Origin of the sequence: Indolivaga macrotermitis (assembly GCF_900128985.1) — a bacterium.
GTDB lineage: Bacteria > Bacteroidota > Bacteroidia > Bacteroidales > Dysgonomonadaceae > Dysgonomonas_A > Dysgonomonas_A macrotermitis.
On the sequence record NZ_FQUC01000002.1, the window covers coordinates 434,027 to 460,743 of the forward strand.

At 36.9% G+C, this 26,717-nt stretch carries 23 protein-coding genes and 1 tRNA gene; 7 read left to right on the plus strand and 17 right to left on the minus strand.

What is annotated here, in order from left to right:
• Positions 1–110 precede the first annotated feature (110 nt).
• From BUC12_RS04745 to BUC12_RS04765, 5 genes are all read right to left on the minus strand, one after another.
• Positions 111–2,843 carry an alpha-amylase family glycosyl hydrolase gene (locus BUC12_RS04745; RefSeq protein ID WP_062176241.1) on the minus strand — a complete coding sequence of 911 codons (2,733 nt, stop codon included), beginning with the start codon at positions 2,841–2,843 and terminating at the stop codon, positions 111–113.
• Between the two features lie 111 nt (positions 2,844–2,954).
• Positions 2,955–4,064: a SusE domain-containing protein gene (locus BUC12_RS04750; RefSeq protein ID WP_062176238.1), complete on the minus strand. Its 1,110-nt coding sequence runs from the start codon at positions 4,062–4,064 to the stop codon at positions 2,955–2,957.
• Positions 4,065–4,085: 21 nt separating this feature from the next.
• Positions 4,086–5,645 (minus strand): RagB/SusD family nutrient uptake outer membrane protein, encoded by a 1,560-nt coding sequence (locus BUC12_RS04755; protein ID WP_062176234.1) that lies wholly within the window; start codon positions 5,643–5,645, stop codon positions 4,086–4,088.
• Positions 5,646–5,658: 13 nt separating this feature from the next.
• Entirely contained in the window at positions 5,659–8,715 is a 3,057-nt protein-coding gene (locus BUC12_RS04760; protein WP_062176231.1) for a SusC/RagA family TonB-linked outer membrane protein, read from the minus strand.
• A 552-nt stretch (positions 8,716–9,267) separates the two neighbouring features.
• Complete coding sequence (locus tag BUC12_RS04765; protein WP_062176227.1) at positions 9,268–10,602, minus strand: NADP-specific glutamate dehydrogenase; 1,335 nt, start codon at positions 10,600–10,602, stop codon at positions 9,268–9,270.
• A gap of 464 nt (positions 10,603–11,066) precedes the next feature.
• Here BUC12_RS04765 and BUC12_RS04770 point away from each other — a divergent pair, with 464 nt between their 5' ends.
• Positions 11,067–11,435, plus strand: a complete 369-nt coding sequence (locus BUC12_RS04770) for a hypothetical protein (RefSeq protein WP_062176224.1) — start codon at positions 11,067–11,069, stop codon at positions 11,433–11,435.
• Between the two features lie 112 nt (positions 11,436–11,547).
• Here BUC12_RS04770 and rfbD read toward each other — a convergent pair whose 3' ends face one another.
• From rfbD to BUC12_RS04795, 5 genes are all read right to left on the minus strand, one after another.
• A complete protein-coding gene (gene rfbD / locus BUC12_RS04775; RefSeq protein WP_236689363.1) occupies positions 11,548–12,429 on the minus strand; it encodes a dTDP-4-dehydrorhamnose reductase in 882 nt (293 codons plus the stop codon).
• Positions 12,430–12,514: 85 nt separating this feature from the next.
• The gene (locus BUC12_RS04780; RefSeq protein ID WP_062176216.1) at positions 12,515–13,060 is read right to left on the minus strand and encodes a DUF4924 family protein; all 546 of its coding nucleotides are present in this window, start codon (positions 13,058–13,060) and stop codon (positions 12,515–12,517) included.
• Entirely contained in the window at positions 13,054–13,950 is an 897-nt protein-coding gene (locus BUC12_RS04785; RefSeq protein ID WP_062176214.1) for a glycosyltransferase family 2 protein, read from the minus strand. Before BUC12_RS04785 ends, BUC12_RS04780 begins: the two co-directional genes overlap by 7 nt.
• Positions 13,947–14,495 carry an RsmD family RNA methyltransferase gene (locus BUC12_RS04790; RefSeq protein ID WP_062176208.1) on the minus strand — a complete coding sequence of 183 codons (549 nt, stop codon included), beginning with the start codon at positions 14,493–14,495 and terminating at the stop codon, positions 13,947–13,949. The genes BUC12_RS04785 and BUC12_RS04790 overlap by 4 nt, the downstream gene beginning before the upstream one ends.
• Positions 14,492–15,316 (minus strand): DUF3822 family protein, encoded by an 825-nt coding sequence (locus BUC12_RS04795; RefSeq protein WP_062176205.1) that lies wholly within the window; start codon positions 15,314–15,316, stop codon positions 14,492–14,494. The genes BUC12_RS04790 and BUC12_RS04795 overlap by 4 nt, the downstream gene beginning before the upstream one ends.
• 150 nt (positions 15,317–15,466) lie before the next feature.
• Here BUC12_RS04795 and BUC12_RS04800 point away from each other — a divergent pair, with 150 nt between their 5' ends.
• From BUC12_RS04800 to BUC12_RS04815, 4 genes are all read left to right on the plus strand, one after another.
• Positions 15,467–16,882 (plus strand): ATP-dependent DNA helicase, encoded by a 1,416-nt coding sequence (locus BUC12_RS04800; RefSeq protein WP_062176202.1) that lies wholly within the window; start codon positions 15,467–15,469, stop codon positions 16,880–16,882.
• 90 nt (positions 16,883–16,972) lie between these two features.
• The gene (locus BUC12_RS04805) at positions 16,973–17,518 is read left to right on the plus strand and encodes an RNA polymerase sigma factor (protein ID WP_062176197.1); all 546 of its coding nucleotides are present in this window, start codon (positions 16,973–16,975) and stop codon (positions 17,516–17,518) included.
• Positions 17,519–17,561: 43 nt separating this feature from the next.
• Positions 17,562–18,860 (plus strand): porin family protein, encoded by a 1,299-nt coding sequence (locus BUC12_RS04810; protein WP_062176194.1) that lies wholly within the window; start codon positions 17,562–17,564, stop codon positions 18,858–18,860.
• A gap of 83 nt (positions 18,861–18,943) precedes the next feature.
• Positions 18,944–19,765, plus strand: a complete 822-nt coding sequence (locus BUC12_RS04815) for a delta endotoxin C-terminal domain-containing protein (RefSeq protein ID WP_062176191.1) — start codon at positions 18,944–18,946, stop codon at positions 19,763–19,765.
• 91 nt (positions 19,766–19,856) lie between these two features.
• Here the strand turns inward: BUC12_RS04815 and BUC12_RS04820 are convergent, their stop codons facing one another.
• Positions 19,857–20,975, minus strand: coding sequence for a universal stress protein (locus BUC12_RS04820; protein ID WP_175552605.1), 1,119 nt, complete (start codon positions 20,973–20,975; stop codon positions 19,857–19,859).
• Positions 20,976–21,235: 260 nt separating this feature from the next.
• On the opposite strand from BUC12_RS04820, the gene BUC12_RS04825 reads away from it, so the two are divergent.
• Positions 21,236–22,063 (plus strand): phospholipase A, encoded by an 828-nt coding sequence (locus BUC12_RS04825; protein ID WP_087880243.1) that lies wholly within the window; start codon positions 21,236–21,238, stop codon positions 22,061–22,063.
• Positions 22,064–22,089: 26 nt separating this feature from the next.
• On the opposite strand, the gene BUC12_RS04830 is transcribed toward BUC12_RS04825, so the two are convergent.
• The 3 genes from BUC12_RS04830 to tyrS form a co-directional block, all read right to left on the minus strand.
• Positions 22,090–22,962 carry a helix-turn-helix domain-containing protein gene (locus tag BUC12_RS04830; protein WP_062176185.1) on the minus strand — a complete coding sequence of 291 codons (873 nt, stop codon included), beginning with the start codon at positions 22,960–22,962 and terminating at the stop codon, positions 22,090–22,092.
• A gap of 290 nt (positions 22,963–23,252) precedes the next feature.
• Positions 23,253–23,323 (minus strand) — tRNA-Gln (locus tag BUC12_RS04835).
• 57 nt (positions 23,324–23,380) lie between these two features.
• A complete protein-coding gene (gene tyrS, locus BUC12_RS04840; protein ID WP_062176182.1) occupies positions 23,381–24,673 on the minus strand; it encodes a tyrosine--tRNA ligase in 1,293 nt (430 codons plus the stop codon).
• A 219-nt stretch (positions 24,674–24,892) separates the two neighbouring features.
• Between tyrS and BUC12_RS04845 the strand changes: the two genes are divergently transcribed.
• The gene (locus BUC12_RS04845; RefSeq protein WP_062176178.1) at positions 24,893–25,318 is read left to right on the plus strand and encodes a hypothetical protein; all 426 of its coding nucleotides are present in this window, start codon (positions 24,893–24,895) and stop codon (positions 25,316–25,318) included.
• 296 nt (positions 25,319–25,614) lie between these two features.
• Here BUC12_RS04845 and rplI read toward each other — a convergent pair whose 3' ends face one another.
• From rplI to rpsF, 3 genes are read right to left on the minus strand one after another with little or no spacing between them, the layout of a single operon-like run.
• Positions 25,615–26,058 (minus strand): 50S ribosomal protein L9, encoded by a 444-nt coding sequence (gene rplI / locus BUC12_RS04850; protein ID WP_062176174.1) that lies wholly within the window; start codon positions 26,056–26,058, stop codon positions 25,615–25,617.
• 20 nt (positions 26,059–26,078) lie between these two features.
• Positions 26,079–26,348 carry a 30S ribosomal protein S18 gene (rpsR, locus tag BUC12_RS04855; protein WP_175552611.1) on the minus strand — a complete coding sequence of 90 codons (270 nt, stop codon included), beginning with the start codon at positions 26,346–26,348 and terminating at the stop codon, positions 26,079–26,081.
• A complete protein-coding gene (gene rpsF, locus BUC12_RS04860; RefSeq protein WP_062176171.1) occupies positions 26,348–26,695 on the minus strand; it encodes a 30S ribosomal protein S6 in 348 nt (115 codons plus the stop codon). The genes rpsR and rpsF overlap by 1 nt, the downstream gene beginning before the upstream one ends.
• Positions 26,696–26,717: the final 22 nt, after the last annotated feature.

A 26,717-nucleotide genomic window follows, 5' to 3' on the forward strand; every position in this document is an offset into this window, starting at 1 on the left:
ACAAAGAAATATATTCCCATCTTATAAACTGCTGTCAATTTAACTAAAAAGAACCATTTGGAGTTGCAAACGTTTGCAGCCTATACGTGATAAAATCATAAGTTTTCGTTTCATTTCTTTATAAACTTACGAGTCATAAACTTATCTTCGAGCTGAACTTTGACGATATACACACCTTGTGATAATGTAGAAACATCAACACTCGACGATTGGCGCGACATAGCTATCAGGCTTCCTGATAAATTATAAACACTCATTTGTTTAGCATTGCCGGAATTATACAGCACATGGCTATCGGTTACTGTTATATCGGCAGAACTCTCCGACAATATATCTTCTGATCCGGCAACATCACCCTTATCTATATATAAGCGATACTCTCCCGGTTGTAATTTTTCAGAATAAGCTGTTGCTGCAGCAGAAATAGTTTCTCCTGTCATTGCATTATACCATGCTCCGCTTTTTGGTAAAGTAAGGCTTACTGTTGCTTCTTTCACATCGAAATTACCAATAAGGAATGCATTAAGGTCTGCACTTTTCCAAACGATATATTTCTGAGCTCCGGTGAGAGAATAATCCATATCCACACTTTCGAAAAGATCATTTTCTGACTTTAGCTTTATCAGTTTCGAATAGGCATCGTATAAAGCCTTTCTTCCCGTTACATCCAAATAATCCCATCGGATAGGTTTTTCTGAAACCCTGCAATCTTCTGAAATTGTCGTCCCGTCCGAACAGGTATTTATCGAATAATCATATCCTAATTCGCCAAACTGCCAGATCATCTTAGCTCCAGGTAACGTAAAGTAGAATGCTGCTGATAACTCAGCTCTTTTCAGTGCAGTAGCCAGATCTTTTACATTATATGAACCCGATGCGTTTCCATAAGTTAATGCTTTATACATTAGACGCTCTTCGTCATGGCTTTCCATATAGGCAACTAAGTTAGACTTAGCCCAGCCCCGTTTTGAATATAAAGCCCACGATAGATCCGTCTTGTCTCCATCAGTCCACGCCATCGTTGCTTCATTGTAGTTATTATTCAAATTGCCCCATAACATAATATCAGCATCAGCCAGTACTGTTTCTTCAGTATTATCTGCAAGATGCTCCATTATAACAATGGCATTAGCATTACGCTTGTATATTTCGGAAGTCATACGTTTCAATATATCAATACGGGATTGATCATATGCCCAACCATCACCTTCTTTATTCGTAAATCCTTTAGTAAAGTCGAAACGGAATCCATCCACTTTATATTCGCTCATCCAATAACTGTTGATACTGTCTACCAGAGCTTTGGTCTGGTCCGATTCGTGGTTAAAGTCATATCCCCAACTATAAGAGCTGTTAGGAGACACTGTGTTATACCATGGATTATCGGTAGAAGGCCTGCTGTTAGCATCATCCCAATATAGTTGCACAAAAGGTGACTGTCCGTAAGAATGGTTTAGAACCATATCAATAATCACGGCCATACCTCTTTTATGACATTCATCTACAAATTTCTTGAAAGCATCTTTTGTTCCATAATACTTGTCTACAGCAAAATAGAACGATGGATTGTAACCCCAGCTACTGTTTCCCTCGAACTCATTGACCGGCAGTAATTCAATCGCATTAATACCTAAAGCCTGAAGATAATCTAACTTAGCAATAGTAGATTCGAAGCTATGTTCGGTCGTAAAATCACGGATCAACAGTTCGTATATAACCATTTTATCTCTGGCAGGTAAGGTATAAGTAGGCGTACTCCACTGGTATGCAACCTGACCTGTTTGAAAAACCGAAACAATACCTTCTGCTTTCCCCGAAGGATAAGCTTTTAGGCCGGGATATACACTTGAAGGAATATACGAATCGTTCCACGGATCCAAAACTTTATCGGTATACGGGTCTGCTATTTTTAACGTCCCGTTAACTAAGTATTGGAAAGCATATTCTTTATTCTTCTCCAAACCTGATATAGTAATCCACCAATAGTCATCGGCTTTGATCATCTGATAGTTATTATCTGCCTTCCAATTACTGAAATCGCCGATAGCATATACATTATCCTTATTAGGAGCGTAAAGTACCAATGTTACCGTATTGTCATCTATATAGTTAATACCTGCCCTCACATCTGAAGGTAGAGGTTGAGATACAATATCCCCTTTTACTACAACATAGACACTGTCACGTACTACACTTGCACCCAGCGTAGCTTCGGCTATAAGCCAATGATTACCTTCGGTTGTAAAATTATAGGTATAAGATAATGATGTTATATTGGCAGACTTTGTAAGTTCTGTTTTATCGAGTAACAAACGGATAGTTGATGTGGACGAACTGTTTGCTTTAATATCGAGAGAGGTATTTTTATCTAACAGTTGATCTTTAGTCGGTTTTTCGAAGCTTACAATAAGCCCAACCTCATGTATATCTACAAAAATATCTTTTCCGTTGTCTTTTCCTTCTTTTGATCCATCAGCATTACGAAATACAAACGCAAGCTTCTGCACCTTTTCTCCATCGGCAACACCATAGTAAGTACGGATGTTAGGCGAAATAGTCAGTTTCCATTCATTACTACCTTGCGATACCAGTTTATATTTTGCACTATTGTCAAGCCATGTAGGTGCATATTTCCAATCGGAAGTAGATGAACTCTTATCTGTGATCACTCCTGTATGAGCATATACATCTCCTGAAAAGCCATCGAGCCCGGTACCGGTAGCATCAAATATTATTTCTGCGGACACATCATCCGTAAGAAATGTGGGATTAGTAGAAATGATTTGCGCCTGTAGCCAGAAAGGCAATAGGAACAATATAATCAGATTGTGTATTTTTTTCATGTAACTATATGTTTATAAGGTTTAAATTAATAAGGGAAGGAGTAAATAAAACTACTCACTCCTTCCCTGACACTATTTACTATAATTTTTATTTAAAGCTTAACCTCATTCTTATTTACTGAAGAATACATACAATCCTGTAAGGTCATTGAACTTCACAAAATATGTTCCATCTTCTACTACAAGATCATCACCCGTACCTCCACCGTAAGGGAATGTCTTTCCACCCCAACTCATAGCCCATCCTGCATCTGCTCTGAATTTCAGTTTACCTGCAGTAAGAGTAACATTGTCGGCTGTCCAGATATGAGGATCGTAAGCAGCTTTAGTCAGCTTAATAGTCCCGGCATCAGCCCAGCTATTAAATTCTCCGATAAGCTCAACATCTCCATATTCGGCAGCATCACTTGCATCGTATGGGGTAATAGTATATTTCAGATTCACAATATCTGCTGTAACAGTATAATAACCTGCAGCTGTAATATCTGTAATATTACCACCCGACGAAGAAAGAGTACCATCACTACCTCCATATGTAAAGTCCCAAGATCCGATATATCCTTGAGGTATGAATTTGAATTCACTACCAGACGCAAATAATCCTGTATAGGTATTTACTTCATCATTTGCAGTACGGAACATAACAAACTTAGTGTTTGAGTTATCCCAAGAGTTCTCACCAAACATATTACCGATCAAGTGAATTGCTTCGGGAACAGCCACCTCCTCATAAGGCGTCACTACCGCTTTAAATACATTCGATGCAGATCCCGGAATATATCCATCGCCATCACCTATTCTTGTAATAACTCTAATCTCAATGTTATAAGGCTCGTACGGAGTCAAATTAAATGTTTTAGCCAACATCGAGTTTAAATCACCCACTTTAATAGGAGCAGAATAAACAGTTTCTAATGTAGGCTCACTGACTTCAGCTACCTGGCTTAATATCTGAGCGTATTTAAAATTATTACCTTCAATATCTACTTGAACACAATAAGTAGGAACACCCAATCCTAATTCAGATTGTTTATATGAAGTCCAAGTTAAATCAAATACCGTATTATTTTTATCTCTTTGCAATAATTCGTAAGCCGTACCATTCTCCGGGTGAGTTAATGCCGATGCCTGATATTTAGGTATACCGGGCTCGTCGTCATCACTACATGAGACAAAGGCCAATACCGCAATCATTAAGAATAATATATTTTTTATTTTCATGATATTTCTCGTTATTAATTCTTACTTGTATAATTCATTTTGCACAAGAGCCGGATTACCTGCCAGATGTTTTGTACTGATAGGGAATAATTCGTATTTCTTATCAATATCCGTTCCATTCAGTACGCCACCTTTCCATGCCCAGTTGTAACCTGTAGCAAATTTACCAAAACGGATAAGGTCTGTTCTGCGTTGTCCTTCCCAGTACAACTCACGGCCTCTCTCATCCAATATATTTTGCAGAGATACGGAAGTAGCCGCAGATTGTCCTGTTCTGCTATGTGCATGTACTTTATTATAACTTGTAAGAGCGGCAGCACTATCTCCCAATCTAAGTTCAGCTTCTGCCTGAACCAGGATTATATCAGCTAAACGGAATAATGGAAAATCCGTATCAGTCCATTGTCCGATACCGTTAGGATTATCCGCGCCATCCCATCCTTTGTTAGTAAATTTCACAACCGACCATCCTTTTTGGAAGTTACCTAGTTCGGTCATATTCTGGTCTCTACTAGTCTTAAAGAATAACGCTCTTTTATCAGTCGACGTAAACAAGTTAGTCAATTGTTGCGTAGCTCTATTTCCCGCCCAAGCAGCATTAAAATCTAACAAACTGGTCATATCTCCGGAAGTAGAAGCAGCCATAACAAAGGTCATACCACCCCAGTCCTGAGCCTGAGTAAAGTCATAAGGCAATGTAAAGATAATCTCTTTGGACTGATCATTATCAGCACAGAATAGGTTCTGATAATTTGATTCCAATGCCAAGCCAGAATAAGAAGTCACTTTTTTAGCATAAGTCAAAGCATCATTCCAACGAGCCGTACCTGTATACACTTCTGCATTCAAATACATCTTAGCTAAAATAGATTGTACTAATTGATTTGTAACAAGGCCATAAGTAGAACTTGAGTAATCTTGTAATAACCCTCCTTTTTCAACTTCTAATAATTCACTCTCAATCCAATTAAACATACCTTCACGACCTAATTGTTCAGGTAAATAAGTAACCGGATGCTCTTCTGTAACCCATCCCGGATTTCCGTATACATCCATCAGGTAATAATAATTCATTGCACGCAATGTTCTCACCTGAGCACGCAATCCATCAAGATTAGCTACTTCTACTTTAGGAGTCACCGTATTTTTCAGAAACTCATTAGCAAACACAATATTCAACATACAACGTTGATAAAGCATATAGCCGATATAGTTATCCGGAGCTAAGAAGGTTTGAGAATAATTCTTCTCATCCTCGTCACTCCATGCACATTTCGCTTCATCAGAAGTTAGTTCCTGAATATTGAAATAGGTACGTAAAAACGTAGTCTTACCCTGGTCAGAAGAAGAAGGGATATCCCCACTTCCATCAGGACCTGTAAGTCCTAACTTACTGAATCCGGCATATACCTTTGCTACCAACATCGGATAGTTAGATGCATCGGCATAAGGATCCAACTCAATATTTGGCCCCTGAGGGGTTGTGTTAAGGTCGTCCGTACAAGCTGCGAAAGGCAAAGACAAGAGCAACGACAGACCTATATATAATATTTTTTTAGACTTTATATTTATATTTTTCATAAGATACTAATTATTAAAAGTTCAAATTCACACCAAACATAAATACCAAAGGTCTTGGATAAAGGTCATAATCGATACCATCGAAAACTTCCGGATCTAATCCTTTGTATTTAGTTATCACGATCGCATTCTGAACAGTCGTAAAAATACGGGCTGAAGAAGAAGAGGAAAGCTTAGCGAATTTCAAATTATTAAATGTATACCCTAAAGTAATATTGTCTATTTTCAGGAATGATGCATTTTGAACATAGTAATCAGACAACAATTGTCTTGATCTATAATCTGTATCCAAAGCCGATGTAGGCTTATTAGACATAAATGCACTATTAGAGTACAAAGACTCAAGGCTTAGATTAGCGCTATTAGCTTCTGTCGAGTTATAAACATAATTACCCAGTGAAACACGACCATTAAAACCAAAATCCCAGTTTTTATAAGTCCATTTAGAATTGAAGCCCATAGTTACATCAGCAGCCGGTTTTTTGTAGTAATACAAGTCGCCTTCGTCAACTACACCATCGCCATTTCTATCAACATATACACCTTCGATAGGTTTTCCGTTATCATCATATACTTGTTCATATACATAGAATGTTTTAGGAGCATAGCCGGTCATATATATCTGAACTTCTTTTCCTCCGTCACCTCCGGTAGAACCTAACTTGTCACCAACGTAATCTTCTTCTACAGCATTAGTTAGTTTAGTAATCTTACTCTTATTATAAGCAACATTAAATCCTACAAGCCATTCAAAATCTCTAGATACAATCGGACGAGCATTGATTGAGAATTCAACACCACGGTTAGTTAATTCTCCAATATTCTGAGGTAAGATTTCAGCAGCACTTGTTCCCGCAACTACAGGAGCTACCAAGTTCAGCAAATCGCTTGTTTTACGCCAATAGAAGTCTAACGATCCATTGATACGATTATTCAAGAAACCATAATCCAATCCGGCATTCCATGTAGCAGTAGTTTCCCACTTAAGATCAGCGTTATACCCACTAGGTCTCATTACATTCACCCAATTAACAGATCCATCAGAGTTTAGTCCCATTGGATAATATGCTTTACCTGCTCCTGTTGAATAAGATGGAGTAGATGGGTAGTAGCGATCGTCTCCTAAGTCTTGTTGTCCGGTTTTACCCCAACCCAAGCGTAATTTTGCATCGCTCACTACCGATACATCTTTTAAGAAAGGCTCATCTTTCATTTTCCAAGCCACTGCTGTAGCTGGGAATATGCCCCATCTGTTACCACTTGCAAAACGAGACGAACCATCATCACGAATAGTAAATGTAAACAGATACTTTTCATTAAATGTATAGTTTAAACGGCCAAAGAAAGACAACAGATAATATTCTTTATAATCGAAATAATCTCTTCCCGGAGTCACTTCTCCGATACTCGTTTTACGGTCTTCTTTCGATATATACCATTGGCCTTCATCACTTGTTTTCTTATAACGTTGCCATGAATAACCGGCCATTACATCAAATTTACTCTTCAAAGATTCAACATCTTTAAGATATTGAGTATAGAATTCAAATAATTGATTATTCTTTAAGTTTTCAAAATTCTTACGGAAACCGCTTTGTTCATCATTTAAAGAGAATGATGTCGGGTTAAAAGGATCTTTTACTTCCGCTCCGTTAGTAGAAGCAACATCAATACCTAAGTTCAAGTTAAATCTCAAATCAGGAAAGAAATGCAACTTATAATCAGCTTGGAAGTTACCGATAAAGTTACGTACATTAGCTCTGTTATTACGCATTTTGAGTATTGCCACAGGATTTTTTGTTGCTAATGATGATAATCCATCACCGTCTCTCCATGAGAAATATCCGCCCCACATACTACTTTCGTCCATTACAGATTGTGTAGGGTCAAATGCCACTGCAGAACCTACAGCTCCAGTATCAGCAAATCTGCTCTTAGAGTACATCCCTTTAGCGTTGATATTCAGCTTTAAATGGTCATCGAATAACGATGGCGAAAGAGATAAACTTCCGGTAACCCTATCCATTGACGATGTTTCAAGAATACCATCTTGTTTTGTATAACCAACTGAAGCACGGAAAGGAACCGATTTTCCGACAGACCCATAAACACTCAAGTTATGATCTGTACCCAGTGCGGTTTTAAATATCTCATCTTGCCAGTCAGTATTAGCTGTACCCAACATTCCTAATACTGTTTCTTTGCGAGAGTCATAAGCAAATCTATCAGCGACATATGCGCGATACTCATCTCCGGTCATCACGTCTACACTATTCCTTTTAGTACTTATAGACATATTACCGTTGTACGAGAATTTAAGAGCTCCGCTTGTTCCTTTTTTAGTTGTGATCAGGATCACCCCATTAGAAGCGCGCGAACCATAGATTGCTGTAGCAGAAGCATCTTTCAACACTGTAAATGTTTCGATATCCGCAGGATTGACTGTGCTCAAGAAGTTTGAAGACCCAGGCAGATCATTACTCATGATAACTCCATCAACAATAACCAAAGGGTCATTCTTCGCAGAAAGGGAAGAACCTCCACGAATACGGATAGTTGAACCATCACCGGGACGCCCTCCTGAAGAAGTAACATTTACACCGGCAATCTTCCCACCCAATAAATCTTGAGGAGAAGTAGCTAAACCTTTATTTTTTTCATCAATTTTGATTGCGACAACCGATCCGGTTGCATCGTCTTTTTTTACAGTACCATAACCGATAACTACGACTTCACTAAGAAGCTCAGAGTCGTCAGCCAGTCTTATAGTTATATTCTTCTGGCCAGCTACTGCCACTTCCTGAGCTTTGTAACCGATGTAAGAAATAACTAATGTGGCATTAGCCGGAGCATTCAACTGGAACTTACCGTCTAGATCTGTAACTGTTCCTGTTGCAGAACCCTTCACCAACACAGAAGCTCCAATAATAGACTCGCCATTGGAATCCAAAACAATTCCATTAACTACATTAGAAGAACCTCCTTGTGCATACATTGTCGAAACAGACAAAATTCCCATCATAAAAAACAGGAATAACGTAGCACAGCTTTTTTTCACCTTTTCCTTCATGTGCAAATTATTAAGATTAACGTAAATTATTTACGACTTAAAAAGATTTAAAATCTACCATTTTATTTTAAATCATGATACAAATATGAGAAACAGGGTCCCTTTTCAGAGAATAGAATAGGTATAAACAACCCTTTTAACAATGCAAACGTTTGCAAAGAAAATGCCCGAAACCACAATTTTTATAAAATATTTCTTTCAGCCACAACAACAAAACAAACATTTAATTCTAATTAAAGAAGTTAAAAAATGAGATGAATAACCTAACTCACATCTGTCTTTTAGATTTAAACAAAAGAAGAGCGGCTTTGTTCTTAAAAAAAGTGAAATTAAAATAACAAAACTCTAATTTAAAACTAATTACAAAAAGAAGAAAAGGAAGATAAGGATGAATAAAAGACACCTGAATAAAAAAGATAAATAGCATAAACGCAACACGACAAACAGTTAACAAACTATAATCCGCGATTATAGAAGTCATCCTCAAAAAATACAAAAAATAAGGGTTGCACTTTTGTGCAACCCTTCGAATATTTAAAATATGTTTTTCGATCAAAGTACGCCTTGAGCCATCATTGCTTTAGCAACTTTCATAAACCCTGCAATATTCGCGCCCTTCACATAGTTCACAACACCGTCAGCACCTTTTCCGTACTTCACACAATTCTCGTGAATGTCAGACATTATAACTTTCAGGCGATTATCGACTTCTGTTTCAGTCCAACTCAAACGCTCTGAGTTCTGAGACATTTCGAGACCTGATACAGAAACTCCTCCCGCATTAGCAGCTTTACCCGGTGCATATAATATTTTCGCATCGATAAATACATTTACAGCATCAGGTGTAGATGGCATGTTTGCACCTTCCGATACTGCTATCACTCCATTTGCAATAAGAGTCTTTGCATCATCACCGTTCAATTCATTTTGTGTAGCCGAAGGTAATGCTATATCTGCCTTTTCGTTCCAAGGTCTACCCCCTGCTACATATTTACAATTGTATTTTTCGGCATATTCACGAATACGGCCTCTGTACAATTCTTTCAACTCTTTTACATAAGCCAGTTTTTCGGCTGTGATACCTTCCGGATCATAAATATACCCGTCGGAATCCGATAGAGTCACAGGTATAGCTCCCAACTGAATCAGTTTTTCACAAGTATATTGAGCTACATTTCCTGAACCGGAAACAAGGCACTTTTTACCTTTAATATCAATATTCCGAGTTTTAAGCATCTCCAACAGAAAATAAACATTACCATATCCGGTAGCTTCCGGACGGATAAGAGAACCGCCGAAAGTAAGTCCTTTTCCGGTAAATGTTCCGGTAAACTCACGGGACAACTTCTTATACATACCGAACATAAAGCCAACCTCGCGACCTCCCACACCTATGTCACCGGCAGGAACATCGGTATCAGGACCGATATGACGCCAAAGCTCAGTTACAAAAGCTTGACAGAAACGCATGATTTCGGCATTCGATTTTCCTTTAGGATTAAAGTCAGAACCACCTTTACCTCCACCCATAGGCAAAGTTGTCAGCGAATTTTTAAATGTCTGCTCAAAAGCAAGGAACTTTAATATTGAGAGATTCACCGATGAGTGAAAACGTATACCTCCTTTATATGGGCCGATCGCATTATTATGCTGAACGCGGTATCCCATATTAGTGTGCACCTGGCCTTTGTCATCTGTCCATGTTACTCTGAACGAAAAAATGCGCTCCGGAATACAAAGACGCTCGATCAGATTTACTTTATCAAACTCAGGATGTTGGTTATAAACTTCTTCTATGGATTCCAGAACTTCATGTACTGCTTGATGATACTCAGGTTCATTTGGAAAGCGTCGTTTTAATTCAGATAAGATTTGTTCTGTCTTCATTTGAATAAATGGTAATTATGTTTATGATCTATGTAAGTTCTTCGATTAGCATTATGATATGCAAATATAAGTTTTTTTCAGAAGAAAGCAAGATTTACATTGCATTTAATAGAATAAAGTCTATATTAAAGATATAAAAAACACAAAAATGAGATTAAGAAGAAACTAAAAAATCAGCCACATGCATAAAAGAGATCATTTTGCCATTTCGAGAATACAATTTGACACAAAAAGAAGACTTATAAAGTATAGACACTATCTATTTAATAGCGTAACTGAATCTTAACTATAAAAAATGTCACATTTTTATGTAAAATGTTTTTTTAATTGAAAATAAGTGTTACCTTTGTAACATCAAATTAAGACGAAGAATACCATGAAGTTTATAACATATAGGTATGCTTTGTCTTTTTTATTTTTAGGTTAAGTTATCAAAAGGTTGTTTTTTATTTAAATTTTAGGTTATGAAAAGGTTATTTATTTTAGCAGCTGCTATTTTTTCTTTAAGTGCAGCATCTTTCGCAGGCAATGGTGAGTATGCATTTCTTTCTAAATTAACAGAGAAAGATAAGTTCGACGGGTTGGCAAGCTACCTTCAGGCAGATTTTGAACAACAAAGATATTTGAAAGAAATCTTTGCTATGTCTTCTAAAAAACTTGAAGCTGCAACAGTAGATGGCAACATTTCTGAAGCAGATGCACAAAAAGCTTTAGCATTCAACCTGGCAAACACCAAAAGCGTGCTAACACGTGAGCAGTATAAAAAATATCTTATTATGCTGAACATCACATCAAACAACAGTAAGAGTGGAGAATTTTTAGCTGAAAAATAAGCTAAAAATTCTATACTGATTACTTTCCCAAAGAATTTAATCAAACGCATTATAAAAAAGAGAGCCTAAATATTTAGACTCTCTTTTTATATCATTATGTATTGATCGGATATTATTTCAACAATTCTGCCACACACACTTTCAAGCTATCTTCCCACTCCGGAATAGTTATACCAAAAGTATCTTTAATTTTAGATTTATCCAATACACTGTATTGCGGACGGCTTGCCCGTGTCGGATATTGATCCGTTGTGATAGAACTCACCTTGCAAGTAGTAATACCTGCTGCCTGATGAATAGCCACCGTAAAGTCGTACCATGTAGTTACACCTTCATTTGAATAATGGTAAATTCCCGCTTCGAAATGTGAATTTGCCTCTGTATAGTCCAGAATACGAACTATAGCCTTTGCCAAATCCGCAGCATTCGTAGGTGTTCCTGTCTGATCAGCAACAACATTCAAGGCATCACGCTCCTGTCCTAATTTGATCATTGTTTTTACGAAATTATTCCCATAGATAGAATAAAGCCATGCCGTACGGATTACAATAGAATCGGGACAAGTTTCTAATAAAACCGCTTCACCTTCCTGTTTTGATTTTCCATAAACAGATTTAGGGCATACAGGATCAGTTTCGACATATGGCCTCGAACCTGTACCGTCAAATACATAATCTGTAGATACGTGAATCACTTTTGACTGATTGTTAGTCGCTGCAATACCTAAATTTCGGACTGCATCGCGATTTATTTTATAACAAAGGTCAATATCATCTTCGGCTTTATCAACAGCAGTATACGCTGCAGAATTTATAATATATCTGATCTTATTATTTTTCACAAACTCATCAACAGCCTGTAAATTTGTAATATCAAGCTCTGCAACATCCGTAAAAATAAAATTCAGGATATCATTATGCCCTACAACCGCCCGTTTTAGCTCACTACCCAACTGTCCGTTGGCCCCGGTTACCAATACATTCTTAGGATACATCTGAAAAATAAATGTATTTTTTGCCGTTTCATCCTGATCATCGGCCTGCTTATTTCCTGAAAAAAATGCCATTATATTCTAAATTTTAATTTAAATCTAATTCTCCGTCCTTTTCCTGTTTGTATTTCACAGACAATGCTCTCAACAGACTACTTATCTGAGCAATAGCTGCCTGAGTTTCCCCCGATACTTCTTTCTGCTGCAATCTCAGCAACAAATATCCGTATAAGGCAGAAAAACAAGTTTCTAATTCGGGGATACTTTTGTCTTCCGATTTAGTCCTCAACTCAACAATGAAAGGTAGCGTCTTGTAATAAACAGCTTTATAGTCGGGTTCTGACAGAGCCTTCAATAACCTCAAGTGAAAATCGGTCAGATCAATAATTACATTCTTATTTATTTGCAAGTGGCCTTTTTCTGCGACACCTTCATACCTCATCATATCGATCAACCCTTCGTACCAATCGGTCATTTCCTTCTTAACATCATCCGGTTGATCAAACTTTTCTATTACATTAGCCTTTATGAGTTCAATATCCAGTTTATTAGCACGGATCAAATCTTCGACCTGCCACATATACAAAAGATATTCCGCTATATTTTCTTTCTTTTTCTGTTTAGCTATCAGCATTGTAAATCAGCTTTTTTCTTCTTTGTTTTCAGAGTACAAAGATAACCCAGTTTATAAAAATCCAATAATCTAAGATAAGGTCTTTGCCCCTTTAAATTAGCCTCAATATAAGGCGACAACAATAAAAACAGATACGACATCAGTTTCTGTCCATAAAAAGTTCCGACTTTTTTATATGCATTCAGCAACCTTATGTCACTCACCCGGTCCATCTTTTCAAGATATGGCTCTATCGAGATCAAATTCCGGACAGCCGACTGCACTTTCTCCAGATACACATCAGCCCGATCCAGTCCTTTATGTAATAACGGATTGTCTATAAACTGAACATCTACTCCGTTATCTTGCAAGGTTATACCGAACAAGGTATCTTCATATCCATATTGTTTCAAACTATCATCAAAAGGATATTGAAGAAATATTTCACGAGGTATAAAAAAATTGAAACACGAGAAATACTTACCTACGCCTTCTTCCCGTTCTTTTCCAAACTTCCATCGAAGCAAAAACTGCGGTTCAGGACATATATCGGGATAAACACATCCACCAAAATACACTTTGCCTGTATTACAAGAGTCAATATATGTCTTTAAATAAGTATCCCTTACAATTTCTGCATCACTATCTATAAATAACAAATTGGGATATTGTGCCAATTGTCCAAGCCTGTTACGGGTATAAGCTAGTCCTCTGTTTTGCTCATTCTGGTGATAATAAACAAAACTTATAGCTGCCAAGCTCTTATTGCGAAGGCAAATTTCATTATTTGCAGAAGCATCATCCAAAAGTATTATTTCATACGGACATTCACCTTTGGATGCTAAAAGCGAAAGGTTTTGCACTAAAGCTGTAACATCAGTATTATAAACAGGGATACAAACCGAAATCATTCCGTTTCGATATCTTTTCTGAAGATACTAAAGTTGACACTGCCATATACTCTTTTCTCTGAAAAATACGGCAGATCCGAAAAATCATAAGCCTTAGAATGCTCCATTACGAAAACACCATTATCTTTTAACAGTCCTTTTTCGAGAACGAGTTTAGGTACTTCGGGCAGAAATTCCAGATCATAAGGAGGGTCTGCAAAAATGAAATCAAACTTCTCTTTACAAATGCTCAGATATTTGAAAACATCCATTTTGAATACTGACAATTCTTTAGCGTCGAGCTGCTTCTTCACTTTTTCTATAAAAGCATAATTTTGCGGAGATTTCTCTACACAGACAACTTTGGAGCAATCTCTCGACACCAGTTCCAAACTGATACCCCCTGTCCCTCCAAACAAATCCAAAGCCGTAAGCCCCTCCCAATCAATTGAATTACCTAGTATATTAAATAAACTCTCTTTTGCAAAATCGGTTGTAGGTCTTGCTTTAAAGTTAGGAGGTAAAGTCAGCCTCCGCCCTTTATATCTTCCACTGATTATTCTCATTTTGTTGATAAGATTAATAAGTCCAAAGGAGTCTTGCGAGCATCCTCTCCAAGAAACTCCACCTCGCTAGGCAACCCAATCATCTCTACCCGTCTTATGTAATCGCGTAACAGGATGAGTAGTTCTTCACCTAGTTTTGATTGAGATTCCATCATATATAAGAAATCTTTATTCTGATCAAATTCACACTTATCCCACAAATTCAGAATATAATAAAATACATTCTGAGCAGGTTCGCCGTTATAAGATACCATGTGTTTAAGATTCGAATATTGGTCGAAACAAAGTATATCAACAAACCGGTCGTGGCAGTTCAGATACATTTTAGCACCTTTATCTCCTATCCAGTTCTTCTTATCAGCATACCCCAACAAGATATCGGCATGATGCCATAACTGAGGATTATACAAACTCCGCATCAGGAACTGATATATACTCGCCTCCACACTATACAATACAATATTGTGCTGTATACGTTCTTTTCCGAGCAATATCTTATCGGCTTTCTTACAATGGGAAAGATTATACAGCTCTTTTTTCTTTTTCTTTTCAAATAGATACTGGGGAATCACTTCATATTCGCGCGAAACAAAGATCACATCTGTTTGTTTAAATGTCTGTGACAGGAAATTAAAGTCGAATATCATCCTTTCGATATTACTCTGAATATCGGAATCTTTCGAAAAAGAAGCCTCACGGTAACAATAGTCACCACCAATCTCGGGTTCACGGATAGAAAATGACCATCCTTCGGGATTTATCCGTATAGACAGTAAATATTTTTCCGGGTGAGATAAATCTATATTATCGGGTAAAAACATAATTGACTGGATACTTTTTTCTTAAAATAAGATGCAACATACGTTCTCTTACATAGCATTTTACATTCGCTACACGAACAATGCGATAATACAAATTTAGGAAAAGAAACTTTATATAGTAATTTTACAACCAATTTATTCGTAAAAGCCATGTCGTTAGATAATTTTTTCCTGAAACAAATAAAAAATAATTTTCAGTTCGAACCCACACCCGAACAGGGTGAAGCGCTTGAACTGATAACGCGTTTTTTATTCCAACCTCAATCCGACAGCCTTTTTTTACTCAAAGGGTATGCGGGAACAGGAAAATCATCCCTGATCGGATCACTGGTAAAAACCATGACCGAATTCAAACAGAAAACGGTTTTACTGGCTCCTACAGGACGTGCAGCTAAAGTATTTGCAGGTTATTCTAATCATCCTGCATATACCATCCATAAGAAAATATACCGGCAAAAGAGATTCTCCGATCAGGCAACCGATTTTGTCCCGACCGACAATCTACATAAAGATACGTTATTCATTGTAGACGAGGCTTCTATGATCGGCAATGACGGCATCGATTCTTTTGTATTTGGCTCAGGACGTGTTCTTGACGATCTTATTCAATACGTCTACAGTGGCGAAAACTGCAGGCTCCTCCTGATCGGTGACGAAGCACAGTTGCCTCCTGTAATGCAGGAAAACAGCCCTGCATTACAATTAGATACTCTGAGAGGATATGGGCTCGAAATACATAGCACGACTATGACTCAGATAGTACGTCAAGCCGGAAATTCGGGAATCCTGAATAACGCCACAGAAATACGAAATGCCCTATTGGAAGAAACAACTGGATTGTATCCGAAACTAAGAGTAAATGGCTTCGCCGATGTCAAGAATATTTCAGGAGAAGAACTTATCGATACCATTACCGCGGCTTACGACAAAGATGGTATCGAAGACACGATGATCATCACCAGATCGAACAAACGATCGAATATATACAACGAAGGTGTCCGTAACCGTATCCTGTACAGAGAAGAAGAACTAAGTGCGGGAGACTTATTGATGATTACGAAAAACAATTATTTCTGGAGCGAAAAAATCGAACAGATCGATTTCCTTGCAAATGGTGAATTAATAGAAGTACTCCGTGTGCGGAAAATACAGGAATTATATGGTTTCCGATTTGCTGATATACTTGTGAAACATCCCGATTATGAAATTGAGTTAGAGGTCAAGATATTATTAGACACATTACACTCCGAAACAACGGGGCTCTCTAAAGAAAAGAACAGCGAGCTCTTTTACAATATTCTCGAAGATTATTCGGATATCACATCGAAAGCCGAGAAAATGAAAAGAATGAAAATTGATCCTCATTATAATGCCGTTCAGGTAAAATACGGATATGCAACCACATGCCACAAGGCACAGGGTGGCGAATGGAAAAATATTTTTATCGATATCGGATATATTACAGAAGAACATTTAGGTGTAAATTTTTACCGATGGCTATATACAGCTATAACGCGGGCAACAAAACAACTTTATTTTGTAAATTTGCCCGAAGAGTTCGTCTGACATTACCATAATGTTAAGAAGAGAAAATAATACGGGTACAATGCAACATTTTGCAAAAATACTCATCTTATAATTGAATGTTAAATCTGAATGGAAGAGTTGCAACTAATAGAAGGATGCAAAAAAGAAGACCGGAAAGCGCAACAACTTGTATACGAAAAGTATGCAAGGGTGATGTACGGGATATGCCTTCGATATTCTTCTGATAGGGATGCAGCACAGGATTTATTACAAGACGGATTTATCAAAGTCTTTCTGAATATCAACTCTTTCGAAAACAAAGGTTCTTTTGAAGGCTGGATGAAAAGAATATTTGTAAACCTTGCTTTAGAAAATATTCGTAAAGAAAAAACGAAGAAGTTATATAACGACGAAGATATTGAAAACATTTCCGATATTGACATCATAGATGAAGCCACTGGAGATATTGACAGATTAACCGAAGATGAACTGTTGAAAATGGTACAAGAACTCCCGAAAGGGTATCGATCGGTATTCAACTTATACGCTATTGAGGATTACTCACATAAAGAGATCAGCGAAATGTTGGGGATAGCCGAAGGCACATCCCGGTCTCAATACATCAGAGCCAGAGCTTTATTACAGGAAAAAATCAGAGATTATTTTCATAAATAAATATTAATAATAACATCATCAAATACTTATCTTTACTAAAGGAATGAAACCGGAAAAAGATCATATAAAAGAGATTTTTAATTCGAAGTTAAACAACTTCGAAGCGATCCCTCCTGCATCTATGTGGGATAAGATCGATGCCGGCCTGACTTCCGATAAGTTGCAACAGAAACCGAAACCACGTAATATTATATTTAAGGTTGCCAGTTGGAGTGCCGGTATAGCAGCTGCTGTACTTGCAGTATTTCTACTTCTGCCCGATCAGACGGATAACGGTCATATTGCAGGAACATTCATTAATCAGCCGCACATCCCTGAAACAAATATAGAATCCAAAGACAAAATCTCTCAACCAGAGAGAACTGAAATAGATCGTAACAGTTTACAACAAAGCTACTCTAAACCTATTTTAGCAGAGATACCGAAAGCGAAAGAGCCTATTACCGAACTCAATCAGCCACCAGCTACTATAACAACAGAAACCGAAAATACAGATAAAACGGCAGGTACAGTTGATCAGAAAAATACCGAAGCTGCAACAACTCAACCGATACTGGCATCTGCCCAGCCTCAGAAAAAGGAGAAAAATACAGACCCTGATTTTGAGAAAAATCTGCAGAAGCAAATCGAAGCATTTGAAGCACAGGGCAAATCAGAAACGTTGTTTGCAGAAAACAAAACAGAGAAAACTTCATCTGAGAAGGAAAGCCTTAGTTTAGGTTTTAATGGTGGAGGTGCTTTTTCTAAGGCAGATGGTTATAAAAGGATAATAACCGCTTCGGCTAACGAAAATCAGCAAATGACTCTGAGAGCCGAAAATGTGAAATTAGAACACAATCAACCGATAACTTTCGGTGTGTCTATTAATAAGAAAATTAATAATAGATTATCTGTCGAAAGTGGAATTACATACACATATCTTTCATCAAAAGTAAAATCGAGTTTATCCACGAATTACTCTAAAAACGATATGCAGTACCTCCACTATCTGGGTATTCCTTTAACGATGAATTATAACTTTGCCGAATGGAAAAATGTACATTTCTATATCTCGGCAGGAGGTGCAATTCAAAAGGACTTCTATGGAAGGCTAAAACAATACCAGGGAGCTAATAACTTATCAGGTAGCCAAACACCTAACAATAAAAATATATCACAAAAAAACCCTCAGTTCTCTCTTAGCAGTTCACTAGGGGCCAGTTATCCTATTTATAAAAATATGTCGGTATACACATCTGTAGGAGGTGCATATTATCTGGATGCTAAAAATGAATATGAGACTATCTTCTCTGATAAGAAATGGCTATTAAATCTCAATTTAGGTATCAAGTTCGGATTTTAATATCTGCCACTAAACAGTAAAGTCTATCCCACATATAAAATAAATTACAAACTAATATCGTTAAATACTAAAAGCATTGAATTATGAAAAAAGCATTTATGAGCTTATTTGCAGCAATTGCGCTCGGAACATTACTCCCCTCTTGTCTTGGAGATGGAGGTGACTCAACATATTCCGGAGAACGTGAATTCGCTGTTGTAACTAGAAACGCAACAGACAATACTATAATAGAAGCTAAACTTTCGAGCGGAATACGTATCACCGGAGGTGACATCACCAGTTGTTCTCCCGGAGATGCAATACTTGTAACATATAAAGTAAATTTCAATAATTACATCGACGAAACAACTATCCGTGCAGATTATGCAACTATTGCCAGCGGCGACAGATTTCTTTCTGCAAGCCAAAAACGAATAGTCGAATCTCCATTCACTCAGACCCCAACCGAGGACAATAGCTTTACCGGCATTAATAATCCATCCGGATCATATGATCAATATTTCCTGGACAGATGGATAACAACTATAGGCGCACAGGTTCAGTCTGACCAAAATATAAGTTTCGAGCTATATTATAACGAAGATAATCAAGGATTGGAAAACACCGAACTGGCAGGACAAACTCTCCCTGACAATACAATTATTCTTGATGCCAAACTTGTAAAATCCGTATCTGACACACAAGGTAGCAAAACTGCTAAAACCCAGATTCTGGTAGCAGACCTGACTACTTTAAGGGCATTAAATCCTTTGAAAATAACAGGAACAACAAGCGGTACAGACATGAATATATGGCTGAGATACCCCAAATATAATTCGAATGCATCAAGCGATGATAAGAAATATACATTGGCTGTAATACAAAAAGCATTTATCCTGAGATATTATGCAAGTTCAAGCAACTAAGTTTTGAATCTCACTTTAAGATAAAAGAAAAGACGGTGATTTAAATCACCGTCTTTTTTATTTATCAATCAATATCGGAAGAAATTATTCTTCACCCTCTTAACACTAAAATTGCCTTTTCAGAATTCGTTAATACTTTACGGGAAATGCTTGGCATAAATATTCTCCCTAAAAGATTCCGTCTCCGGGTATTAAGGCAGATAACAGTTATATTCTCTTTCTCTACATACTCGCTTACAGCTGACGGTATATCCGGAGAATCTATAAGCTTATACTTAATATTCATCTGGGGATATAACCTATCAAAGTGTTTTTTCATTTCTCCTAGTTGCTCTTCCGACCACTTATCGTCTTGCCGGTTAATCCGGTTAATATGCATCAATGTTATTTCAACATTCTGAAAATGATTAGATGTAGCGACCAAAGTATTAAACGACTCTAAATCACGTTTCTGAAAATTCGTCAGAAAAGCTATACGCTTCATATCCGAAATCGATTTTACAGAAGAACTCTCAGGTACCGCTAAGACTGGAACATCAACCATCTCAATAACATCGGCAGTAACATTACCCAATACAGAAGTCTGGTTATTGTCTTTACCTTTCGTTCCCAGAACCAACAAAGAAGGCTTATATTCCAAAACAAAATTTTCGATTTCCTCTTCAACCACTCCTTCTCTCAAAGAGTAGGAATAGTTAACGGAAGGCCACTCCTTGTTGGCTATTTTATCGTCGATATCACAACACAACTCCAGTATCTGTTTCCTAACCTTACTTAATAAGCCTTCATCCGGAGAATCCTTCAGATTATCGGCAAAAGGAATATGAGAAGGAAAATATATATTATGAAAAACGTGCAGAATCTTCACTTTGGCATTTATCTGTTTTGCTATATTAAATGCGACCTGACAAGCTTTCATCGAATAGGATGAAAAGTCTACTGCCACTAAAATCCGCCTCCGGTTATCATCTATTTTTAATATATCCTTATCATTGTAATTAAAGAGTTGTTCGGCATGCATTATTGATAGTGCCCTGGATAGATCAGAATCATTTATTTTCACAGCATATCCGGTCAAAGCAGGAGTGTCCGGATCGTCATTATCTATCTTTTCCATGTATACTTCAATATTATTACTCTCAAGCAAGTTCTTTAAGATATTAGCTTTCTCGTAAGTATGTATGGCCAGAGTGAGTAGTTTAGCTTCCATTATTTTCAATTTTGTAATTACTCTACAAATTTAGCTAAAAACAATAAAATCCGTATGATCTTTTTTACCTCAGATATGATCTTTTTCGCACACGATAAAAAGTAAATTCGGACATTTTTACAGACATTTAGATTATCCGGATACTCCGAAATATGTAGATTTTTGCACTAAGAATAAACAGAATGAGAAGGAGTATAAAAACAGGCTTATTATTTCTAGTTTTAAGTTCTATCTTTTTGCAAAAGACTAACTCGCAAGAAATGGCATTTAAGGATAGTATCGAACATATAATCGAAGAACGGTTAAGGACAACAGTCTTTTACAAACACGATCAAATAGAAGTAGACGAAGAAAGTGTTCTTAAACTGGCCGATGCATTACCTGCATTCGGAGTATTTAAAGATACATATTTCAGTACCGGAATACCTCTAAACGAATCTGTCAACAAAAACACAGCTGATGTACTTTTCCAGATCAGCATACGCCAAAGGCTGACCAAAAGCCGCCTTCCGTTCAATTCATTTTTGTACCTTACATATACTCAAAAATCATTCTGGAACCTGTATGCAGAATCGGCTCCATTCCGCGACAACAACTACAATCCAAGCTTGGGTATAGGAAAATATATTATCCGTAACAACATTCTGAAAGGCGCTGTTTTCTTACAAGCGGAACACGAATCTAACGGAAAAAGCGATACAGAATCAAGAAGCTGGAATATGATCAGTTTCTCTGCTAAATATTACTACAATCTTCAACTTTCATTAGGATATAAGGTCTGGATACCATTTGTTGACGGGGAAGGAAACGGCGATCTCATTGATTATAGAGGCATAGCAACATTTACCGCTAATTATATAACCAAAAACAGGAAATGGTGGTTCGAAGGTGAACTGAATCCACGCAAAGGGATTGGAAATATCAATACAACCGTAACAGCATCCTTCAAGGTTTCGGACAGTGCAAATCAATATTTATACGCAAGATTTTATAATGGTACAGGCGAAAGCCTTATCGATTACAATAAATATAGTATCAACTTAAGAATAGGTTTTTGTATTAAACCTGACTTTGGCAGCATTTTTTAAGTACTTTGACAAATACGGAGAATATATCAGCTTTCGCGATATTCCACCGGAGTCATACCTGTACTCTTTTTGAAAAATCGCCCGAAATACGATGAACTGGGATAGTTCATTTCTTCCGAAATTTGCAAGACGGTAAGATTCGTTGATTTCAAGAGTATCTTGGCACTCAAAACCGAAGCATCTTCAATCCACGAATTTATAGAGCGACCGGTAACTTTCTTCAAAGTGGTGGATAGGTATTTAGATGTCAGGCACATCTTATCGGCATAGAATGTTGCGGTTCTTTCCGTTTTATGATGCTCTTTCAACAGCAAGAGAAATTGTTCTACAATCTCCTCATTCCGGGACGAAGCTTTCGCTTTCGACTCACTGCCAAGCTCTGCATACAGGGATGCGATAACCGTCATTAATGAAAACAATTGTCCTTTGAGCGTTTGTTCGAAATACTTATATCTTTTATTATTAAAAGTTTCGATAATAAAGGACCTGTATTTCAATAAATTTGTAAGATCTTCTTCCGATATCTTCAATACAGGCTGGTTTGCAATTCTTTGAGGTATATTAAAGTCTTTCGGCAAAACAAAGTCCGATATAAATTCGAAAGAAAAAGCCAGAAAATCGACAAATAAATCTTTTGAATAATCGAATCTTTCCACAACCTGATTAGGCAGTATTGTTATAATCGTGCTTTCGTCAACAGTATATTCCTTATAGTTGATACGTATCCTGTCGGAACCTTTACGACATATAATAAGGACAACCCCGTTAAATGAGAATGGATGATCTAAAGAGATATCGCTGATCGTATCGTTGCTATTTGCTATTACAAAGTTCTTTACAATATAGGATGATGAGGTTGAAATATCAGAAAATGTATACCTATTAATCTTTTTCGCCATTACACTACAGACTTTAAAAACAAAAACAAACACAAAAATAAGCATAAACCGCGAAACCAAAACTAAATAGCTGACCTCGTAAGATGGGTATGGTTAATACTTCAAAAAATTGGGTGCTAATGAATCATTATGCCCAATTTATCCTATTACTATTTATTCCTATTCTCCCATGCTTCTTTTGTATAAAACCATTTTTTCTTACACGGCTCACAATTTCGTATATAATATACTCATCCCCGAATATAACAAAAAAACGAGAATAGTAAATTTACTATCCTCGTTTCATTCAGTTGTCTCACTAGGACTCGAACCCAGACAAACAGAACCAGAATCTGCTGTGCTACCATTACACCATGAGACAATATTTGCATTGCTTTAGCCTTAAATCAAAAGCAATGCAAAATTATAGATACTTTTTTTATTTTGCAATCAATAAAAAGTAATTTTTCTTACCTTTTTGTGCTAAAATATATTTTCCTCCTATCAAATAAGAAAGATCGATAAGTTCTTCTGCATTTTCGAGCTTATTTTTGTTGATCATTACCCCACCCGATTGTACAAGTTTCTTCATTTCGCCTTTCGATGGAAAAACAGGAGCTATCTGGGTTAACAAGTCTATTGCATGTATTCCGTCTCCCAGATTTACCTTCGAAACTTCATACTGAGGTACTCCTTCAAATACTTGTAATAGAGTTTCTTCATCCAAAGACTTCAGGTCATCGGCTGTCGAGTTTCCGAACAAGATAGAAGAAGCTTTTACTGCAGCATCGTAGTCTTCGCGCGAATGCACCATTACGGTTATATCTTCCGCCAATTTCCTTTGCAAAGGACGCAGGTGTGGCGCGGCCTTTTGTTCTTCAACCAAAGCATCTATTTCATCCTTCGATAAAGCCGTAAATATCTTAATATAACGTTCTGCATCTGCATCACTTACATTCAACCAGAACTGATAGAATTTATATGGAGAGGTATAACGGCGGTCGAGCCACACGTTACCGGATTCTGTTTTACCAAATTTAGTTCCGTCAGCCTTAGTGATAAGAGGGCAAACAAGTCCGAAAGCTTCTCCTCCGGCCTTACGACGGATCAACTCTGTTCCGGTAGTAATATTACCCCATTGATCAGAACCACCCATCTGTATGCGGCAACCGTATTCGCTGTATAAATGCAAATAATCGTATCCTTGTAACAACTGATATGAAAACTCGGTAAAAGACATACCTTCAGATGATTCTCCACTTAGCCGTTTTTTCACAGAATCTTTAGCCATCATATAGTTCACTGTAATGTGCTTTCCTATATCACGGATAAAGTTCAAAAACGAATAATCTTTCATCCAATCATAGTTGTTAACTAACACTGCCTTATTAGGTGCATCTGATTCGAAATCCAGAAATTTCGCAAGTTGTTTTTTAATTCCGTTCTGGTTTCTCAGAAGAGTTTCTTCATCCAAAAGGTTTCTTTCCTGCGATTTCATCGATGGATCTCCAATCATACCTGTAGCTCCTCCTACTAATGCTATAGGACGGTGCCCGGCACGTTGAAAATGTCTTAAGATCATAACACTCACCAGATGCCCTATGTGTAGAGAATCTGCCGTAGGGTCGATACCTACGTATCCGGAGGTCAGTTCTTTTTGAAGTTGTTCTTCTGTTCCCGGCATGATTTCGTGGATCATGCCACGCCATTTTAGTTCTTCAACAAAATTCATCGAATTATATTTTATTCATACTCACGCAAAAGTACGACTTCTTTTTTAGATAATAAAAGAATAAATATATACAGAATAATTATGCATAAAACTTTATATCAGATAATCGCCGGTATATCGCATAAAAATATCCTTAAAAAGTAATTATTATTTTAATTTAACAAATAAAATATTATCTTCGTAACTCTATTTTTTATTCACCAAACAACACCTATTTTTATGATTTACGGTATTTTACTAATCATTTTGGGAATTTTGGCTATTCCTTCTTTGATTCTTTCCAAAAAGCCAGATGCTAAAGATTTATTAGACAAAATTACCCCTTATCAAGGCTGGATAGGATGTGTATTTGCATTCTGGGGACTTTGGGGTATTATCAGCTCGATCTTGAATCTTAGCTGGTTAGGTATAATCCCTGTGTACTGGATTATCTATTTATTAGTGGCATTACTTGAGTTCTCTCTTGGATTTATCATGGGATATTCTCTGATAACTAAGTATGCCTTGTCAAAGAATCCTACAGCTGCAGAAAAAGGAGAGCAACTACTTGCTAAATTGTTACCTCTGCAAGGAACTTTAGGTATTGTTGCTATCGTATTAGGTATAATACAAATTATCGGAAGCTTTATCTGGGTATTAGCTTAATAAACTGTTCGATAAAAGAGATAAAAAGCGATGAATTATCATCGCTTTTTTTATTTCCCATATTATTCTAAACTTAGAATTCCCCATACCGGAAAACAATCCTAAAAGTTAATTAACCTTTACGACCTTTCTTTTTCAAGTAACAGTCATACATGCCAAACCCCGATCAGAATCAGAACAAATAGTTATCAGGCTTCTTATTTGCCTAATATAAAGAGTATGGAAACCAGTAAATATAAAAAAACCGATAGACTCTAAATCTACCGGTTCTTAAATATTTAGAACAAATATTCTTCTTATTCAGAAACTACTTCGAAAGGAATTTCAACTGATACTTCCTTGTGTAATTTAAGAAGGGCTTTGTAAGCTCCTACTTCTTTCACTGCATCTTTGATCACGATTACCTTACGGTCGATTTCAAAACCTTGTTTAGCCAAAGCTTCTGCAACCTGAATATTAGTAACCGAACCGAAAATAGTACCTGTAGAGCTTGTTTTTGCTCCAATAGTCAAAGATACCCCGGCAACCTTTTCAGCAAGGGTTTGAGCATCTTGTTTGATCTTCTCTAATTTGTGAGCACGTTGTTTCAGGTTTTCAGCTAACATTTTCTTAGCTGATTCTGTTGCGATAACAGCTTTACCTTGAGGCAAAAGATAGTTACGACCGTAACCGTCTTTAACCGTTACTATATCATCTTTGTAACCCAGATTGGTTACGTCTTCTTTTAATATTACTTGCATAATTTTTCCTCCTTTTTTAATTATTTCATCATATCAGTTACGTAAGGAAGCAACGCCAAATGACGAGATCTCTTAACCGCTTGAGCTATACGACGTTGAAATTTCAATGAAGTTCCTGTAATACGACGAGGCAAAATCTTACCTTGCTCGTTTAGGAATTTCTTCAAGAATTCAGGATCTTTGTAGTCGATATACTTAATACCGCTTTTTTTGAAACGACAGTATTTTTTCTTTTTGACATCTACTGAAGGAGGAGTCAAATATCTGATTTCTGATTGTTGAGCCATGATTAATTTTCTTTTTTAGTTGATGATTTTAAACCTCTTCTCTTTTCTGCATACTGATGAGCATATTTATCCTGACGGAAAGTTAAGAAACGGATAACTTTCTCATCACGACGATATTGAAGTTCTAGTTTCTCAATCACAGCAGGTTCTGCATCGAATTCAATAAATGCATAAAATCCTGTAGATTTCTTCTGAATAGGGTAAGCTAATTTCTTAAGTCCCCAATTCTCTTCATTCACAATAGTAGCACCCTCACCAACAAGGATACCCTTGAATTTTTCTACCGCTTCCTTCATCTGTACATCAGACAAAACGGGAGTCAAAATGAAAACGGTTTCGTAATGATTCATAAATAATTAATTAAATCTGTTA